Below are 17,621 nucleotides of genomic sequence, written 5' to 3' on the forward strand. Positions count from 1 at the left end.
TGTCTCATTAAACGGTTTATTTTGTTATGGGTGTATAAGGTTACACATAATTTAGTAGTGTGGAAAGAAATAATAATGGGGGGAAAACCAGTATGAAGGATAAACGATTATCGAATGTGTTGGTATCATGTTTTATGTTTTTAATCATGGTTGCGTCGTCAATTTCTTTTTTTAATGTACGGGCAGAAGATGTTGTCTGTAGTGAATTATCGCCTGTGGAAGGGTTTGTGAAAAGAGAGACTTATGCGCGTTTTTTTGATGAAAACATGGAAGAATATGCGACGAAATATTTATTGGAGTTTTATGTACAGGGGCGTCTTAACACAACGCTTTCTCGTGTAGTTGAAGATGGTAAACCGTATACGATTTTAGAGCGTGATTTACCCAAACATGAATCAAAGTGTTGGCGTGTTATTGAGGTGACACGTAATTTTGAAGCATCAGATGTCTATGGGTTGGGGAGTGTCTTAACCTACAGTCGTGATTTTAGGAATGTCTTAATACGTCTAGTTCCGTTTGATGAACCTGATCATATCGTGGAGCATCGTGTTGATTTTATGGTAGGACAGGATGTGTTTACATCAATTATGGTTCGTGATGGGAATGTTGTAAACATGCCAAAAGAGACACCACCTAAACCGAATTATAAATTGCAGTTTAAGGGATGGTTTATTGATGAGGATCTTTTGATTCCTTTTGATAGTACTGAACCGATAATTGGTTATTTGAAGCTTTATGCAGGGTTCAAAAACACCTTCACAGTAACGTTTAAGGATGCTTCGGGTGAGGTTTATGATATACGTGAGGGTGAAATTGGTAGAGGGATTGATGCGCCGTCGCAAAACCCAAAATCGCTGGTTGAGGGTATGGATTTTCAATTTTGGATGAATGAAAGCGATCGCAGCGATGCTATGGTTGATTTCCCACTTGGAGTATATAAAGACATAACCCTGATTCCTTATTTTAGTAATGAGAGTACTGTGAATTTTTATTCAAGTAATACGTTAATTGATTCTCAACACGTTAAAGTGGGTGAATCGATACAAAACTTCCCAACGCCACAAAATGAAGGGTATCATTTTGAAGGGTGGGGGTTGAAGGCGGATGCTTCATGGGAAAATCAAGAAGATTTCTTTGATGTGACGACACCGATAACCAGTCCAATACAGTTATTTGCGATATGGCGTCCCTTGATTGTTTCATATAGAGTTGATTACTATGTTGAGAAATTGAACTTTAAAGGGCGACCTGGGACTAATCTACATAATTATCAACATACTGCAAGCGTTAATATTGATGAATCAAACAGTAGTGTCTATGCAGGTACTGTAATCGATGGAGATCAACTTCGTGATTATGCAAATCAGTATTTTACCGATGCAACGAATGGTACACTTGGCACACATGACGTCAGCAGCTTGAATCTTGATTTGTTGTTTTCTGAGTTTAGTTTTGGTGCTTCTACTATCATCCAAGGGGATGGTTCATCCATCATCCAGGTATACTATACACGCATCCCATTAAGTGTTCGTTTTGATTTAGGATCGAGTTTTGAAGCAATTGAGATTAATGGGGAAGTCTATCATCAATCACAATCTGTTTATACTTTAATTGCGAAATATGGTCAAGATATCAGTGAACTCTTTCCAGGACAAAGTAATGTGTGGAATAAAGATGGGAATCAATTTGAATCGTGGTCCGTAGTTGGGACACAGAATGCTGTGGGTCAGGATGTTAAGGTTCTTGGTTCACCTTCAACGTTCCCCTATTGGTTGGTTCCTGTTAACTATGAAACCAATCGGTTAATCACATTAAAAGCAAATGTTGCTGTCAATAGCGAACAAGCCAGTCGTCATGTTTATGTGTCAGTCAGTGAACAACACTTAAAAAATGTGCCGATATCAGAAGTTTTTGAGTTGAGTCAAGTAGAAGGTCTTAAAGTGTTGGCACCACACTTCATACGCCATGAAGGTGTTACTTATGAACATGTGGATAAATATGATGAAACATTTATTGTATCCAATGGATTGCAATCCAGTAGTGATGCACTCCCAGTCATTAGCGGTCAAACCTTTCATTCCAGTCATATAGTGAACCATGTCGAAATGAAGCGTGTCTCTCAATTCATTTTTTACACGCGAGATGAAGTCGCGCTTCACTTTGATCCAATGCAAGGATCACTTGAGCCCGCTGAGAAGGTCATGGCTATCCCATCGGGTGATACGATATCACAGTGGCTTAAGGATCATGAGATGGATCTTCCAGTGCCAAAGCATCCAAAAGAGAATCATCAGTTTTTAGGGTGGTATACGACCAATAATCCAAACAATGCGTTAGAATTTGATCCTCAAAGTAAGATGCCGACACAAAAGTGGACCGTGTTTGCCTTATATGAACCAAACGTGAATTCAGTTGAGATCTATTCCAGCACTCTTGATGGCAATTATATAGACTTCCAATCCATTAATCATGGGGAGCCTGTGAAAGAGATTTCTAAGTTCAAGAAGGGGTATTATTATGATGGATTGGGGCAATTCATAGGATGGGGTGTCTATGCACCAGATTTGATTCAATATAACTTTAATGAAGCCGTATATAAAGATCTACAAATATATGGGATGTGGAAAAACAACGACTTTAGAATTACTTATGACTTGGGGGATGGTTTAGGTATGGCTCCAGTCGATACGAATACCTATCAATTCAATGATCGTGTTTCTTTACCACAGAGATTGGATATTCGCAATTCTAAGGGTGATTGTTTAGTGGGTTGGGTTGATACGAAGTCCAATGAATTCTATGACCCGGATATACGTTATCGCATTCAATACGATACAATCTTTAAGGCAGTGTATCTTCCACAAAATTCTGATGTATCAACGGTAGAATATCATGAAAATAATGATTCAGAAGGACAGAGATTAACGTATGTCCTTTTGGTAAATGATGTGCTGAATCGAACGTTTGATAAGGGATACTTTGAAAGAGAAGGGTATGTTCAAATTGGGTGGTCTACTACCTCTAGTGGTCCTGTTGACATTGGTCTATATGAAATAATCCAGTTGAATGATACAATCCGTAAGAACGACTTGGGAGATATAATATTATTTGCAGTGTGGGAGAAAATTCCTACCTATTCAATCACCTTTTTGATTGAAAAGACGGGTGGTGGGACGTTCATTAAGGATGAACAAAGTCTTGATACGATTCGTTTTGACGAAATCAAAATTGGTCAGAAGTTTAAAGATATTGTGACTGAGTATCCTAAAGTACAGGCAGATGAGGATTATGTATTCTCACATTGGAGCTTTGATCAAGTAGAGGCCGAGCCGATGTATGTTCAACAAAACCTTGTCGTTTATGCTCATTTTGTACAAACCAAGACGTTGGATTTAAGCTTAGTGACCCTGACGCCATCAACAAAGACATACAGTGAACAAGACCCAACTTATCAGGTTGAATGGCCCTTTGATGCACCACAGGAACATTTTGATTTTATCACCAATCGTGAAGCAGGTGAAACGGTACGCGAAACACCTTATGAAGTAACACTCAGCATTCGACCAAAACCTCGATATGAACGATTTTATACAATGGTGAATGCCGTAGCACCAAGCACACTAAGTATTTTACCGTTAAATGTGAGTGTGAGTCCACAGGACAATGAGAAGACATATGGAATGGATGATCCAGAGATATTGAGTGCTGTATCTGTTGACTTTGAAGTGCTTGAGCATGCAATGGCTGATTTTAAGAAACCTGAAGTTGTCTTCACGGTGGAGCGTGACATAGGAGAAAATGCGGGAGATTATGAAATCAACGTCCACCCAATCAGTGATCCAAATTATACTTTCACAACCCATAAGGCAATCTTTAGGATTCACAAACAAACGACGCCTTTAGTCCTTGAAGCACCTAATCTATCAAAAATCTATGGAGATCCTGATCCGACTCAAACCGAACTAATAAAAGGTGTCACGGGTAAAAATCTTTCATTACGGGATACCTTTGAAGCACTGAAATTGAGTGTAAGTCGTGAGCCAGGAGAAGGGGCGAATGTTTATAAAACAACCGTGAATTTTGATCCAATTGTGTATGAAAATTATGCGAGTGTTGAAGTTGTAGATGGGACACTCACAATTGATAAACGGAACATAACATTACATGTGGACAATCTCCCTCAAGGCGATACGGTATTGTATCAAGACAGCATATTACCGCCACTACGTGCAAGACTTGATCAAAACACACCTCTGGCATTCAATGATGAAGCCTTAAATTATGAAGTTTATCTTGTAGACTATGAGGGTTCATTTGACAAGATGACCTATGATATCAGTTGTCGGTTTGATCCTGAGGATTTAGTGAATCGAAATTATAATATTAAGGTGGTGAAGGGAACCTTAACCTTGCGTGAAAAACCTGTCGTTCCATCACCCCCTGAATCTTCAAAGGATCGTGAAGTTGGTCCAGAGAAAGTAAAACCACCTGTCCCAAATGTTCCAGAAACAGGTGAAGAAACAAACCAATCATCCAGCGAAAAAACTCCTGATTCTAAATCATATGAAACAACAAAAGAGCCGGATGTTCAAAAAGATGCTATAAGTCCTCCGGTGAATAAAGAGGCAGTGATTGAACACGGTAACAAAGGGGTAGTGATTGAACACGGTAACAAAGGGGAAGTGGTTGAACAAGGTAACAAAGATGCAGTGGTTGAACCTGGTAAAAAAGAAGAAGTGGTTGAACCTAGTAAAAAAGAGAATACGGTTCCCGTTGATCGTACCAGTGACCTCAATTTTACACAAAATACGACATGGTCGCTTGTGAATTTAGCGGTCGCACTGTGTACTTTTATCTCAGCATGTCTTCTTGCACTAGGACTCATTAAACAAACAAAACTTAAGGGTGAATTGAGTGATGAAGACTCACCTACTATGTATTGGACCCATGTCCGTACCTGGCAAATCTTATCAGTACTTGGTGGACTGAGTGCTGGAATTCTTTTTATCATCACACAAGATATGGTGGGTAAGATGGTATTGAGTGATCGATGGACCCCTTATATGGTAGCCTTATTGGGAATTCAAGGCGTATGTGGTTTAATTGGGTATCTAAAAAAGAAACGCGCACACGATTTGAATAACGAGAAATAAAAAATAGTTAAAAAAAGAAAATGGCCGAAATTAAATTTGGCCATTTTTTTAAGATTTATGCGTTGCGATATCAAGAATAAGATTACGCAAGTGCGTCCATTCCGCAAGATTGGGAATATAGGACAAGCGTACGACAGGACACGGGATATCTTCAGAATTGGGAATGTCATAATTCGCTACGACCAAATCAATCTGATTGTCTTTGATTTTCTCAAAGGTAATGGGTTCATTGAAGATGTATTGTGGTTTTGTGGAATGTGGAATCATAAAATAGGTTGCTTGGATTAAGAAATCATCATAACCCGGTTCTCCTTGAAAGGAGAATAAAATCTTCACTTCATTTTGTTTTAAATGACTCAACAAAGAGAAATGAAGCATAGCGAGTGCAGAGGCAACATCTTGAGTATTGGTGATTTCAAACACATCTTGAGCGTGTTTGGTTTTTAAATGTTCCATCCACGTTAAATAAAACTTGTTAATGGATTCTTTGGTAAAGATTCGTGTTGCTAATGAGAGCTTTTGAAAAGAAGGGGAGATTTGCGATAAGGATCTAAGATTGATTAAGAACGAACGCATGTTTTCAATGTAGGCACTTGACATTATTGATGCATCAAATTCTAAGGATAAAAAGTTATCGACGCGCTTTAAGAAGTCATCTGTTACTTCGCGGTGAAATACAAAGGTTTCATAATTCAATTCACTATAGGAAACACAATGAAGCATGATTAAATAAAGCCATCGAATTTCATCTTCAGAAACATCATCCAGATTAAACTGATCTGAAAAAGCCTGTTGAACACAGGTCTTGAATCCCTGATAATTATCCAAAGACTTGGATTCAATTGAATAGGGTGTTTTGATCGTTAAGGTGTTTTGAGTACTTAGGCGTTGTTTTAGAATCATAAACCACAAGGTTGTTCTAAAGTAATTGAGATGCAGCTTTTTACCATTATAATTGGATGCAGTTTCTAAAAGCAGTTGATAGGTTGGACTGTTTGTTTCATAGTCAGGATCGGTAACAGTTAGGTCGTTGAAGTCTGAATAAAAGGCATAGAAAAAGTAGCGAATATCCGATTCACCGCCTTTAAATTCTACAGTCGATGTGGACAGAGAAATATTAAATTGTTTCAATTCTTCATTAATATGGGATAAGGTGCGTTTTAGAGTAAAGGGTGAAATAAACAGGTTATAGGTTAGTTCATCAAAGGTATAAATTTCATTGTGAAAGAGCCCATCTATAATCTTATAAACATCAGTATTCTTTGCAAGTTCCATGGTAATTTTAGGGATTGAAAGTCCTTCAGGATAACTTAAAAAGTAACCGTTTTTCCCTAAGGATTCCACGCGCATATAGGGTGGGAGCTCTTCATTGAGTTCTCGAATGTCGGAACGAAGGGTTGGAATGGAACATTCAACGTGTTCTGCCAGTTCAATGATACTGACTGAAGAGTGCACTGAAGACAAGTAGTAAAGTACTTGGACTTTACGGCTGAATTGTTTGTTGTTGTTGAGCGCGTAGAATAAACGTTTAAACATTGATGGCCTCCTTAATCATAGCTGGTTTTTTGAGTGCTATTTTATGCTGTTGCACAAAAAAGAACCGAAGTCGTTTCATTTAACAATGAATTTTGTTTTAGCTGATTTATTGCTACCTATACTATATCTCAAAACGAATCGGTTATCATTAGACATAATTCTTTTTTATACCAAAAATTAATTTTATTTTCACAAGAACGCCTTATTCACCAAATCACCGGTGTTTTTTTATGAAAAACATGGGAAAGTCAATCTTCTGTGTCTATTTATTTGGTATAAGAACCAAAAACTCACACAGAAAGGAATTGACATGAAGAAACGATTCACAACAATGTTATTTCGAGGGCTACTGTGTTTCATGATGGTGCTAACAAGTATCCCCTTTATTAATCCTCTAGATGTGGATGCCAGTTCGGTATCATCAAAAATCGATTACATGAACATCCACTATACGATGGGCTCATATAAGGGTCAACTGGGTCGCATCTATGTTGATAAACTTTTAGCTGTATGTATTGAACCAAGTACAGAGTTTATTGGGGGCGATTATGCGAAACACCCCATTAACAACAGTGGATTAAGTGAAACAAAACTAAAGAAGATTCGTCTGATTGATTACTATGGTAAACAGATGAACATGGCGGAGGATGACCATGTCTATGCAACCGTACAATTGTATATTTGGGAAGTGATATCAGAGCGCATTGTATCGTCAATTAATGGAGACTTATCACTGATACACTATGAATCAATTAAAGAGCAAATCAATCGAAGCATTACGCGTCATGATATGATGCCTTCATTTCATAACAAAACATTCGAAGTTGAAGAAAACACGACCTTTGAACTGTTGGATACAAACGCTGTGTTAAGTCAATTTGTTGTTACTTCGTCAAATCCAGAGGTTGCAACCCTGACGCAAAGCGGGAATAAGCTCATCATCAAGACACATAAAGAAGGAACCTTTGAACTAAAGGGGCAAAAAATCGATGCCAAGGATGTCGGTGACAGCTTTTCCTATTTAAAACCAGGACTTCAAACCTTAGCAACCCTAAAGTTGGATGATCCACTCAACCTTTTTGTATCCTTCACATCAACCACATCAAATGAATCCTTTGAGTTAACAAAACTGGATGATCAAGGAAATGTTGTGGAAGGGGCAGTGTTTGACATTGGGGGAATTAAATATACCACCAACAAAAACGGTAAAATTCTAATATCAGATCTCAAACCCCAGACCTTAACCTATCAAGAAACCTTTGTACCCGATCCTTTAATCGTGGATCATAAAACCTACGAAGTGAGCATTGAAAAAGGAAAGACAGCCCTTGTTTCTGTGGAAAATAAGACCGCAACTGGAAAAATCACGCTGAAAAAAACCACTGAAGATGGAAACGGTGTTGAAGGGGTACGCTTTGGAATTTATCGCAATCAAATTGAAATCATGCAAGTAATTACAAATTCAAAAGGAGAAGCACAAAGCAGTGCTTTACCATTGGGTGAGTATGAAGTGATTGAATTAAGTGTTCCTGATTATCTCATCCTCGATCAAACACCACGAAAAGCAGTGCTTTCCTATAAAGACCAAGACACGCCCATTGTGTATGCGCACATCGATATCACCAATTTGTATCGACCGGTCGCAACAATCAGCACCTCACGCATTCGTATCGATACTCAAAAGGCTGAGGATGGTTTGCTTGTTGAAGCTTGGTTTTCAAAAACCATGCATTATCACGATGCAGTCAATGACTTTAAAGAAACCACTGTACGGGTAGAAGTGGTGAATCAGACTTATCAATCCATAGTTTATTCCCAAGAGTACACGGTGCTAAGTTTACCTGATTTTGATGTTTATCAGCTTCCATCTCACATTCAAGGCATTGATGAATCGCATCACTATGAAGTGAGATTGTCGACTCAAGAAAGTCATAAAGTAACCCTTGAACACCCATCCATCAATACCTTAGGGGTTACTGCATCCCAACAATCCATGTTTGAAAACAGCCAAGATACCCCGACACTGTATGTTGAAGGGATTGTTCGTACAGAACGCTATCAAGGGCAAAGCATGCTGATGTATTTTGAGCGCTTTGAAATAACAGTTCCCCAAATGGATGCATTGATTGCAGGACGGGGATTTGCTTATGATGTCACAACATCGTATTCCAATGACCTAAACAAAACAACACAGGTTAGCCTTACCCTCATGGCGCATAATGAACTGGTGGATGGGGATTGGTATGCGCGCACGGCTTCGATGGCGATGATTCCTTTAGAAAATAAAGGAACAATGCATCAGGTACCGCGTGTGTATGCCTATAAAGATATCAGTGGCGCACTTATTAATGAAACGACGTATCAAACCCTGACACAACAACAAAAAGAACAATACCGGGATGGGGGTCATCAAATCTTGACACCCCTGTGGTCTTCTGACTTGGGAATTTATCATCTGAAACTTGTATCAGATCCAATTGGGGTTCATGAAATTACAGTTACCTTTAGTGATCAAATCGAATTGTATGCGTATCTGTTTGGGTGGGAAAATGATGAAGGCCCTTCACCAACAATCAAATCAGACCAAGTGTTGGTATCTCCAATATACAGTGCTGATGCGAATCAAAATGGCACCCTTGATGTATGGGAAGACACACCGATGCCAGACAATTGGGGGATCACGCAAAAGGATGGATCAAGGACCTTATCCATCGCCGAGAAACAGTTTTTAGACCTTAACAATTAATGAACTAAACAAAGGAAGCATAAACGTATGAGAAAATACTTCATAACATTTCTAGTCTTTGGGTGTGGAATGGCGCTGTTTTTCATGCTGTATCAATACAATATGAAGTCAATTAAACGTGATGGGGTGATGGAAACTCTGGAAAGAACCAGTGAAGTTGCGTATATCAATGCTTTGGATGGATCATATCGAATCACCAAAGGATCCATGAATATCACAAGTCAAGAAACCTATGAAACGATATTTAAAGAGATCTTTCTTAACGACTCCACGGTTAATCTTGATCAAGAACACGTCATCTTTGCCTTTGAGTACTTAGTTGAACTTGAAGATGGCACAACACTGAATACCGCATTACCCCAACAATTCATTCACCAAGGTGGCGTTGTGAAGGGGATTCGAAATACAGTATGGGTAGATGGTCAAGATTATTCGGTACGCTATATCTTAGATATATCGAAAGGGCGTGAATAAATTTTGTTCAAAAGCAAATCAAACCATGAAACCATTCAATCCAATGCCGACATCGGTGGCATGATGGCTGTGATTGAAGATTCCATTAACACAGATTATCCAGAACTATCTGTTAAAGCACTTTTTGATAAACAGGCAAGAGAAACCTTGCGCATCAACCTCATTAAGGATCATAAGGGTCGATTAAGTGAAGACGCATCCCACCGTATCTTATCCGAGATTGTTGGACTGGGCTTTTTTGAAGAACTTATCAAAGATGAATCCATTACAGATATTGGCTATAACGGAACGGATTTATGGGTCAAGACCAGTGATACAAAACGCCGCATGCATCACCCTGATCTCAATGAAGCCTATATCCTAAAGATCATTCAACGGTTCTCAAATTATGTCCATCAAGAGTTTTCTGAGAAATCACCGATATTAAATGCCCAATTGGATAACATACGCATTAATGCAATCCACCGCAAACTCTCACCAACAGGGACTACTATGTCCATGCGCCATGCCCGAAATCGCCTCGTATTAACACACGAAAACTGGCACCAATTTGCCCATGATGCAGTGTTTGATCTACTGGATTTATGTCTAAAAATTGGCATCAACCTTGTGATTACAGGGGAAGTTGGAACGGGGAAAACTGAACTTCAAAAGCTGTTGATTGGTTCAATTCCTGATGACTTTAAATTGATTATGGTAGAAGATACCTTGGAAACACATCTTAAGGATATTTATCCTGATAAAGATATCTTGTCATGGCTTGTTGCACCAGGGTTTAGTCACACTCAGTTTATTAAAGAAGCCCTTCGAAATGACCCAGTCTATACAGTGTTATCCGAAGCACGCGATCACGCAATCTATGAAATCCATCAATCCGTGTTATCGGGACACAAGATACTATTAACGGCCCATTCCGTGAATGCTCGCGCATTTATCCCACGCATGATTGGGATGACTAAACAAAAGTTTCACGTCGATGAAGCTTCCTTGAAACAAGAAATCCTGCGTTACTATGATTTTGGCATTCATTTGGATAAACGCACGGTGCATGGGAAAACCCTGCGATTCATTTCAGAAGTTGTGGAATATACCGATGCAGGACTTCAGACCTTGTATTCAAAGGATGTCACCATTGATCCACAAACCCAACACCTCAGTGAAACCCAACAGTTTTATCCACTTTCAGATGCGATGGTTGATCGCTTATATAAATATGGTTATTCACCACAATGGAATGAGCGAATCAAAGAGAGGTGATGTTTGATGAAACAGGTGATGAATATTGACCAACTCAATGCCATTCACATGAACTATGAAGCAAAACTCACACGGAAGCACATCGCAAAGATGCTGATATTCCCCACACTGTATGTCCCAACTTTATTATTCACAATCTTCTTAAGGTGGTGGTTAATCCCAATTGGGTTACTTGCAGGATTAGTGTATGGGGGATTGGTGATGTTGCCTTTAATCATCACAGCAAACTACCAAAACAGAGCATTTAAAGAACGCAATCGATTTGTCAATAACTTAGCACAAAGCTTACATCGAAAAAATATCACGATCTTGGATGCACTGCGTGAAGTCTCAACCCATCGTTTAAAGGGAGAGTTAAAAAATGATGTGGATGTCTTGGCGTATCATGTCGCCATACACGATACCAAAACACGTAAAAATGCGTATCAAGCGTTGATTCAGAAATATGAACACGATCGACTCTTTGTGCAATTTATTGAACATGTAATAACGGTAGACTTGAACGGACTTGATTCACTACAACCCTTGAATGAAACAGCACAATCACACGACAAAGCTCTGTTATGGCAAGAACACTTTATTGATTCAAAGAAGCAATCGCTCATTTATTTTATCACCAATAATGTACTGGCGTTTTGCTTGTGTGTGGCTGTTATTTGGCTGACGTGGGATAACTACATAGAATGGTTTGTGAAAACACCAGTTGGGTGGGTGTTTGGCTCACTTTATCTTTGTTTGACCTTCTTTTATAACCATCGCTTTGTTGTTGATTACTTTGATGAATCAATCATGGAGGTGAAGGTCAAGTGAAACAATCGTTTGGGTTGTCGCTTTTACCCCAAGAGATCGTGCAAAAGAAACATGAAATGGGAACAACCTATCATAAAATTGCATCGTGGAGTCTCAAAATGCACTGTGGTCTTGTGGGAATCTTAGTGTGTGCAGGATGGATCGCGGTTCAAACATCCATGAAAGGGGTCGCGTGTGGTCTTGTGTTATCAGTGGTATTATTGCGAGCCTTAATGCTCTTCAATGTGAGACAAGCGTACCAAGGGTTTCGAGACGCGCGCAATGTAGAGTTTCTCTATTTCTTCAGTCTTTTAGTTCCACACCTCTCACAAGCGGTTGGTGTAAAAACTGGATTGTATCGGATTCTCACAAAGCTTGAGATACGCCTTGAAGATCAAAGCATCTTGAAACAAGGTGTGAATCGTTTGGTCATCCAGATGACCAATCACCCGGGAAATATTGAACCCTTCCTCGAGTTCGCCCGCCTTTGTTCAGGGACTGAACTTGCGGAAGATGTTGCGGTCGCGCTGTTTGACTTCCAACAAAACAGTGATGACCAAGAGGCCATAAATCGCCTTAAAGATAAAGTTAATAAAGCACTGGATAAGCGCATGGAGGATGTTGTAACGCGAAAGATATCACGATTCCGATGGTATTCATCGCGTGTGGTGATGTCAGTATTCGTCCTCATTCTTGGCATTTTAGGAACCTCCATTTGGGCAGAAATTATGCGTGCATTCAGTGTCATTAAATAGGAGGAACGCCATGTTTAAAGCAGAAAAATCAGTCGTAGTTGATTTTCTTACGGTGTTTATATGGGGAATGATTACAATTTTTATGGTTGTATTTCTCATTGTGTTTAAACAAGTCTCCGACAATAATCACTTCAGTGCCTATGCCAGCAGTGTCATTTCACGCCATGGTGGCTTAACGCAAAAGGCTAAATCTGTCATTGACGCTTATAGTGAAAACCACTACAACGGTCGTTATTTTATTGAAAGCGAGATTCAAGAGGCGCAACACTATGGAACACCGCTAACCTTTATCATCTCAAATAACACAAAGGTTTTGTATTTTGATATTCCCATACGCATTCAGTTTAGTGGCTCTGCCACATCGAGGATTCGGTGATGTTTAATGCAGAGAAACAAACAGCCTATGAGCTGGTCATGATTTTGTATTATGTGGGAATCTTTATTACCGTGATTACAGTTGTATGGGGTTTGTTTGACCAAACCATCATGATTGAACACCCATATCACTTATTTTAAAAAACATGAAAGGAACCAATAACCAAATGAACAAACAAACAGTAAATCAAAAATCAAACGAAATGAAGGGATGTTTCTATGCAGAAAAAGAACAAACGAACACATTAGTTGGGATTATCTTTATTCTCGCGATCGCAGTTGGAGTCGGAACTATTTTTCTCTCATCGTTTCCAAAAATTGGTGATCAAGTTATTGAAACAGTTGAACGCCAATTTAACCGCATTGAATCAGGCAATGACTAACAGTGTCGCTTTAAAACTCAAGAAACGCTTGAGTCAATTGGTTTCAAATCCACGGCTTATTGATGACTTTAATATCTGTGTGGATTTGATGGTAGATGAAGGGTGTACAGTCCTACACCTCTTTGAATTGTTTCATGAGTTTGGCCATTATTGTAAGTGTATTGAACGAAACGGAACTGTGACTCTGATTCAAGTGTCGCAGTTCATCTTTCTATTTAAAGACGATGCAATCACCCTAAACATCACCACACAACAATCCCAATCCTTCATTCTATGCACACTTCCATTTGATGATCACCTATTAGAAAATCTACGCGCAGTATGTTATGAAGGGATGGTGTTTAGTCAAGCATGTATTCTCTACTGTTTTCCTTCCCTAAAAGCATGGGTCTTTAATGTGGTAAATGCGCCAAAATGGCCCTTTTATCGAAAAGGCAGTGATGCATATCTGTATCACAAGGGATTAAAGACACTAAAAGATGCCCATCATTTTAATACCAATGCGCACCGCGAAACACTTAAAATAAGAGGTATGGATGGGTTATGATTGGTGATTTATTCATCAACTAATACTTCAATAATGCGTGAGAAACACGTATAATAAGTCTAGAGAAAAAGAGAGACAGTGGTGGATATGATTGTAATAGAGAATGAAACAATTTATCAAAAAGAAGCGTTAGAAGATACACATTATCGAAATTGCGAGATTCGTTTTGAAGACACAGAACACTTTATTCGAAATGTTGTCTTCGAACGGTGTACCTTTATCTATGGTGACAAGCACAAATGGGACATCCGAGACTGTACCTTTAAAAATTGTGATTTATCATTGGGAGGGTTTGAAGACAGTTATTTAATGAATGTTACCTTTGATTATTGCAAGTTGATGAGTTTTAGTCTGCATCAATGTTACCTGCATAACCTTTTGATCTCGAATTCAATGGGTCAATATTTTGGAATATCAGATTCTAAAATACGCAGTGCAACGTTTAAAAGCACACCGTTTCACACCGCGTCTTTCATGCATTTAGATCATAAAAACATGACGTTTCATGAGTGTCGTTTGGATGAATGTAACTTTGAGGAGACCCGCTTGAAGGGAATTGACCTTCGAAGTTGTGAGTTCAGCTATATTTTATATTCACCCCACTTGGTCAAAGGATTGAAGATTCGTTCGGATCAGGCAATCATCTTCGCAATCCAAATGGGCTTGGAAGTGGATTACTAACGACGATATCAATAAAGGCGTTCACATAAAAATAAATGGTACTTCTATGGGTTTCGTGCTAGAATAACATAGGTGATAAATATGAATTCTTTATTAAATTATGATTATGATGAAATGATTTCTTTTATGGAATCAAACAATGAAAAACCGTATCGTGCGAAGCAAGTCTTTGAGTGGTTATACCGTAAACGCGTGGATTCAATCGACGCAATGACCAACCTCAGTAAAGATCTACGTCAACGCTTGAAGGAATCAACCTATGTTGATTCTTTAGAAATGGTTACCAAACAAGAATCGAGCGATGGAACCATTAAGTTTCTGTTTCGATGTGCAGATGGTGCGTTGATTGAAACGGTACTCATGGTTTCTGACTATGGCTATTCTGTATGTGTGACTTCACAAGTAGGCTGTAACATGGGATGTAAGTTCTGTGCTTCGGGTTTATTGAAAAAAGAACGCAACTTAAGTGCTGCGGAAATGGTAACCCAAGTCCTGTATGTTCAACGTGAAATTGATGCTCGTGAAAAACGTGTCAGCCATATTGTGGTAATGGGGATTGGCGAACCGATGGATAATTATGATAATGTGATGCGTTTTATCCGTACGGTGAACCATGACTTAGGCCTTGGGATTGGAGCACGTCATATCACTGTATCAACCTGTGGTGTTGTACCGATGATCAAAAAGTTTGCGCAGGAAAAGACACAAGTGAATCTTGCGATATCACTTCATGCACCAAACAATGAATTACGTTCAGAAATTATGCCAATCAACCAACGATTCCCTATTGAGAAATTAATGGAAAGTTTGCATTATTATCTTGACTTAAACCATCGAAGATTAACCTTCGAATACATCTTGTTGGATGGTGTGAATGACCAAGTAGAACATGCACTTCAACTATCTAAGTTAATCAAAGGGATGAATGCATATGTCAATTTAATTCCGTACAATCCTGTTTCAGAACATGGGTATAAACGGACGCCCATGAATCAAGCCATGGATTTTCTTGATGTCTTGATGAAACATGGCATTCAAGCAACCATTCGTCAAGAAAAAGGAACGAATATTGACGCTGCATGTGGGCAATTGCGCGCGAATAATCTTAAAAAAGCATCATAAATAATTTATATTTTAATAAGATATTATCCCAATAAAATATAAAATGCTTTTTAAATATAAAAGTTTTTTAGGGGAGGATGTACAGTGAGAAATCTTAACAATTATCATTGGCATGAGTTTTTGAATCTTATCATTCCATTGTCAAATCGCGTTCACTTATCATCGTATGTTTCATTTAATCCGGTTAATGAATGTGAAGCAAAGCGCGTTCAAGAAATTCAGAGATCGTCACTGTTGAAAAGTTTGGACGAATTACAAAATGTTGAGTCACATCCAAACCTTTGGCGATGGTATAAAGACAGCCCTGAAGCACTTGAACAGGATATACAATTTCTTATGGATGAATTGAATGAATTGAATGATTCCTGTATGTCTGTAGTTAAGGACTTTTCAATTCACGATGTATTCAAAGAAACTGTTTTCGAAGATGCTTTGATTGATCATCGCATTGAACAAAACAACTATGTGAGTGAAAATCCAGTCTTTAGAAATTGTGTGTTTAATCTGGATGAATCGGTGATTGCAGATCTTTATTCCATGGACAATCCGTATGAAAGCATTGACATCAAAGGATGCGTGTTTGAAGACCCTGCATTTTTTATGAATGATACGTGTATTGCGGCAATTTGCTCGCATGAAGGGTACACAAATTTTATGCTTGAAGACGACGTTGTTTTAGCTCATTTAGCTCCAGATGGACACGATGATAATCCTGTAGAATTTGTAACGTTTTCTTTGCCCGATGATATGATGGAACTGCTTGTGGAAAAGAGTTTCAGCCAAACGTGGTCTGATCAAGAACAGTTAGAATTCGTGCTTGAACATGGAACAATATGTGAGGATGGTTCAGGGAGTATCGCAATCCATATTGATGATTATAATGCACTTAATAAAAGTGAAAAATAGCCTTTAAACAAAGGGTTTATGACATATTAAAAGCAACTCAATTGAGTTGCTTTTCAAGTTAATCTAAGGTGATTAGATTCAATATTTCAATCACCCATTGGCACAATGTTAAGCTTGCTTGGTTTGCGATTTGCACAACCTCTTGATGAGAATGTTTACCATCACGAAGCCCTGTTGCCATATTGGTGATAACTGAGATTCCTAAGGTTTTTATACCCAGATAATTGGAGACAATTGTTTCAGGAACAGTCGACATTCCAATAGCGTCTGCGCCTAAACTTGCATACATCTTTATTTCTGCACGAGTTTCATAATATGGCCCTTGGAAAAAGGCGTAAACACCTTCTTTGTAGTCTATATTGAGTGCATGTGCGACATCCCGCGCATGCTGTCTAAAGGTTGAATTATAAGGGTCGCTCATATCTGGAAAACGTGGTCCAAAACGGTCATCGTTTGTGCCATGAAGCGGATTTGTGGAAACGCCATTAATGAAATCATCAATGAGCATCAAGTCACCGGGTTTAAGATTGGTATTAATCCCACCGCATGCATTTGTGACAATAAGATGTGTAACACCCAGTTGTCTCATGATGAAAATAGGGTACGTAACTTCTTTCATTTCAAAGCCTTCATAGAAATGGAAACGGCCTTGCATAATCATGAGGTTATAGTTTCCCAGTGCGCCAAATACGAGATTCCCTGCATGTCCCTCAAGCTGTGATTTTGGGAAGCAAGGGATGGTTTCATATGGGATGACAGTAGGGTCTTTGATGTGGTCTACTAGACTTCCCAAACCACTTCCTAAAATGATACCAACAGTTGGTTTTATTTTGATTTTTTCTTGAATATAGTGTACAGAATCCTGCACTTGATTATAGAACATATTTTTTCCTCCTA

At 38.8% G+C, this 17,621-nt stretch carries 15 protein-coding genes; 13 read left to right on the forward strand and 2 right to left on the reverse strand.

Annotated elements, in window-relative coordinates; all coding sequences use genetic code 11:
• Nucleotides 1–92 precede the first annotated feature (92 nt).
• Nucleotides 93–5,153 (forward strand): MBG domain-containing protein, encoded by a 5,061-nt coding sequence (locus tag AOC36_RS02025; RefSeq protein ID WP_067630713.1) that lies wholly within the window; start codon nucleotides 93–95, stop codon nucleotides 5,151–5,153.
• 48 nt (nucleotides 5,154–5,201) lie between these two features.
• On the opposite strand, the gene AOC36_RS02030 is transcribed toward AOC36_RS02025, so the two are convergent.
• Complete coding sequence (locus AOC36_RS02030) at nucleotides 5,202–6,689, reverse strand: helix-turn-helix domain-containing protein (protein ID WP_067630715.1); 1,488 nt, start codon at nucleotides 6,687–6,689, stop codon at nucleotides 5,202–5,204.
• A gap of 310 nt (nucleotides 6,690–6,999) precedes the next feature.
• Here AOC36_RS02030 and AOC36_RS02035 point away from each other — a divergent pair, with 310 nt between their 5' ends.
• The 12 genes from AOC36_RS02035 to AOC36_RS02085 all read left to right on the forward strand — a co-directional run bounded on the left by AOC36_RS02035 (nucleotide 7,000) and on the right by AOC36_RS02085 (nucleotide 16,724).
• Nucleotides 7,000–9,435 carry an MSCRAMM family protein gene (locus tag AOC36_RS02035; RefSeq protein ID WP_067630717.1) on the forward strand — a complete coding sequence of 812 codons (2,436 nt, stop codon included), beginning with the start codon at nucleotides 7,000–7,002 and terminating at the stop codon, nucleotides 9,433–9,435.
• Between the two features lie 27 nt (nucleotides 9,436–9,462).
• Nucleotides 9,463–9,909 carry a hypothetical protein gene (locus AOC36_RS02040; protein WP_067630719.1) on the forward strand — a complete coding sequence of 149 codons (447 nt, stop codon included), beginning with the start codon at nucleotides 9,463–9,465 and terminating at the stop codon, nucleotides 9,907–9,909.
• 3 nt (nucleotides 9,910–9,912) lie between these two features.
• Complete coding sequence (locus AOC36_RS02045) at nucleotides 9,913–11,166, forward strand: ATPase, T2SS/T4P/T4SS family (RefSeq protein ID WP_078055047.1); 1,254 nt, start codon at nucleotides 9,913–9,915, stop codon at nucleotides 11,164–11,166.
• Nucleotides 11,167–11,172: 6 nt separating this feature from the next.
• Nucleotides 11,173–11,976 (forward strand): hypothetical protein, encoded by an 804-nt coding sequence (locus AOC36_RS02050; RefSeq protein WP_067630723.1) that lies wholly within the window; start codon nucleotides 11,173–11,175, stop codon nucleotides 11,974–11,976.
• Nucleotides 11,973–12,710 (forward strand): hypothetical protein, encoded by a 738-nt coding sequence (locus AOC36_RS02055; RefSeq protein ID WP_067630725.1) that lies wholly within the window; start codon nucleotides 11,973–11,975, stop codon nucleotides 12,708–12,710. Before AOC36_RS02050 ends, AOC36_RS02055 begins: the two co-directional genes overlap by 4 nt.
• Nucleotides 12,711–12,720: 10 nt before the next feature.
• On the forward strand, nucleotides 12,721–13,086 hold the full coding sequence (locus tag AOC36_RS02060) for a hypothetical protein (protein ID WP_067630727.1): 366 nt from the start codon (nucleotides 12,721–12,723) through the stop codon (nucleotides 13,084–13,086).
• A complete protein-coding gene (locus AOC36_RS12140) occupies nucleotides 13,086–13,226 on the forward strand; it encodes a hypothetical protein (protein WP_157777127.1) in 141 nt (46 codons plus the stop codon). Before AOC36_RS02060 ends, AOC36_RS12140 begins: the two co-directional genes overlap by 1 nt.
• A gap of 26 nt (nucleotides 13,227–13,252) precedes the next feature.
• Nucleotides 13,253–13,468, forward strand: coding sequence for a hypothetical protein (locus AOC36_RS02065; protein ID WP_067630729.1), 216 nt, complete (start codon nucleotides 13,253–13,255; stop codon nucleotides 13,466–13,468).
• Nucleotides 13,419–14,015 carry a hypothetical protein gene (locus AOC36_RS02070; RefSeq protein WP_198401190.1) on the forward strand — a complete coding sequence of 199 codons (597 nt, stop codon included), beginning with the start codon at nucleotides 13,419–13,421 and terminating at the stop codon, nucleotides 14,013–14,015. The genes AOC36_RS02065 and AOC36_RS02070 overlap by 50 nt, the downstream gene beginning before the upstream one ends.
• An 87-nt stretch (nucleotides 14,016–14,102) precedes the next feature.
• Nucleotides 14,103–14,696, forward strand: a complete 594-nt coding sequence (locus AOC36_RS02075; protein WP_157777129.1) for a pentapeptide repeat-containing protein — start codon at nucleotides 14,103–14,105, stop codon at nucleotides 14,694–14,696.
• Nucleotides 14,697–14,777: 81 nt separating this feature from the next.
• The gene (gene rlmN / locus AOC36_RS02080) at nucleotides 14,778–15,818 is read left to right on the forward strand and encodes a dual-specificity RNA methyltransferase RlmN (RefSeq protein ID WP_067630735.1); all 1,041 of its coding nucleotides are present in this window, start codon (nucleotides 14,778–14,780) and stop codon (nucleotides 15,816–15,818) included.
• Nucleotides 15,819–15,902: 84 nt separating this feature from the next.
• Nucleotides 15,903–16,724, forward strand: coding sequence for a hypothetical protein (locus tag AOC36_RS02085; protein WP_067630737.1), 822 nt, complete (start codon nucleotides 15,903–15,905; stop codon nucleotides 16,722–16,724).
• Between the two features lie 58 nt (nucleotides 16,725–16,782).
• On the opposite strand, the gene AOC36_RS02090 is transcribed toward AOC36_RS02085, so the two are convergent.
• A complete protein-coding gene (locus AOC36_RS02090; RefSeq protein ID WP_067630739.1) occupies nucleotides 16,783–17,607 on the reverse strand; it encodes a purine-nucleoside phosphorylase in 825 nt (274 codons plus the stop codon).
• Between the last annotated feature and the right edge of the window lie 14 nt (nucleotides 17,608–17,621).

It is taken from the genome of Erysipelothrix larvae (assembly GCF_001545095.1).
Taxonomy (GTDB): domain Bacteria; phylum Bacillota_I; class Bacilli_A; order Erysipelotrichales; family Erysipelotrichaceae; genus Erysipelothrix; species Erysipelothrix larvae.

Excerpts from the sequence above, each read along its gene's own strand:
- AOC36_RS02025 (WP_067630713.1), top strand. The coding sequence starts at position 93 with ATGAAGGATAAACGATTATCGAATGTGTTGGTATCATGTTTTATGTTT.
- AOC36_RS02030 (WP_067630715.1), bottom strand. The coding sequence starts at position 6,689 with ATGTTTAAACGTTTATTCTACGCGCTCAACAACAACAAACAATTCAGC.
- AOC36_RS02035 (WP_067630717.1), top strand. The coding sequence starts at position 7,000 with ATGAAGAAACGATTCACAACAATGTTATTTCGAGGGCTACTGTGTTTC.
- AOC36_RS02040 (WP_067630719.1), top strand. The coding sequence starts at position 9,463 with ATGAGAAAATACTTCATAACATTTCTAGTCTTTGGGTGTGGAATGGCG.
- AOC36_RS02050 (WP_067630723.1), top strand. The coding sequence starts at position 11,173 with ATGAAACAGGTGATGAATATTGACCAACTCAATGCCATTCACATGAAC.
- AOC36_RS02060 (WP_067630727.1), top strand. The coding sequence starts at position 12,721 with ATGTTTAAAGCAGAAAAATCAGTCGTAGTTGATTTTCTTACGGTGTTT.
- AOC36_RS12140 (WP_157777127.1), top strand. The coding sequence starts at position 13,086 with ATGTTTAATGCAGAGAAACAAACAGCCTATGAGCTGGTCATGATTTTG.
- AOC36_RS02065 (WP_067630729.1), top strand. The coding sequence starts at position 13,253 with ATGAACAAACAAACAGTAAATCAAAAATCAAACGAAATGAAGGGATGT.
- AOC36_RS02075 (WP_157777129.1), top strand. The coding sequence starts at position 14,103 with ATGATTGTAATAGAGAATGAAACAATTTATCAAAAAGAAGCGTTAGAA.
- rlmN (WP_067630735.1), top strand. The coding sequence starts at position 14,778 with ATGAATTCTTTATTAAATTATGATTATGATGAAATGATTTCTTTTATG.
- AOC36_RS02090 (WP_067630739.1), bottom strand. The coding sequence starts at position 17,607 with ATGTTCTATAATCAAGTGCAGGATTCTGTACACTATATTCAAGAAAAA.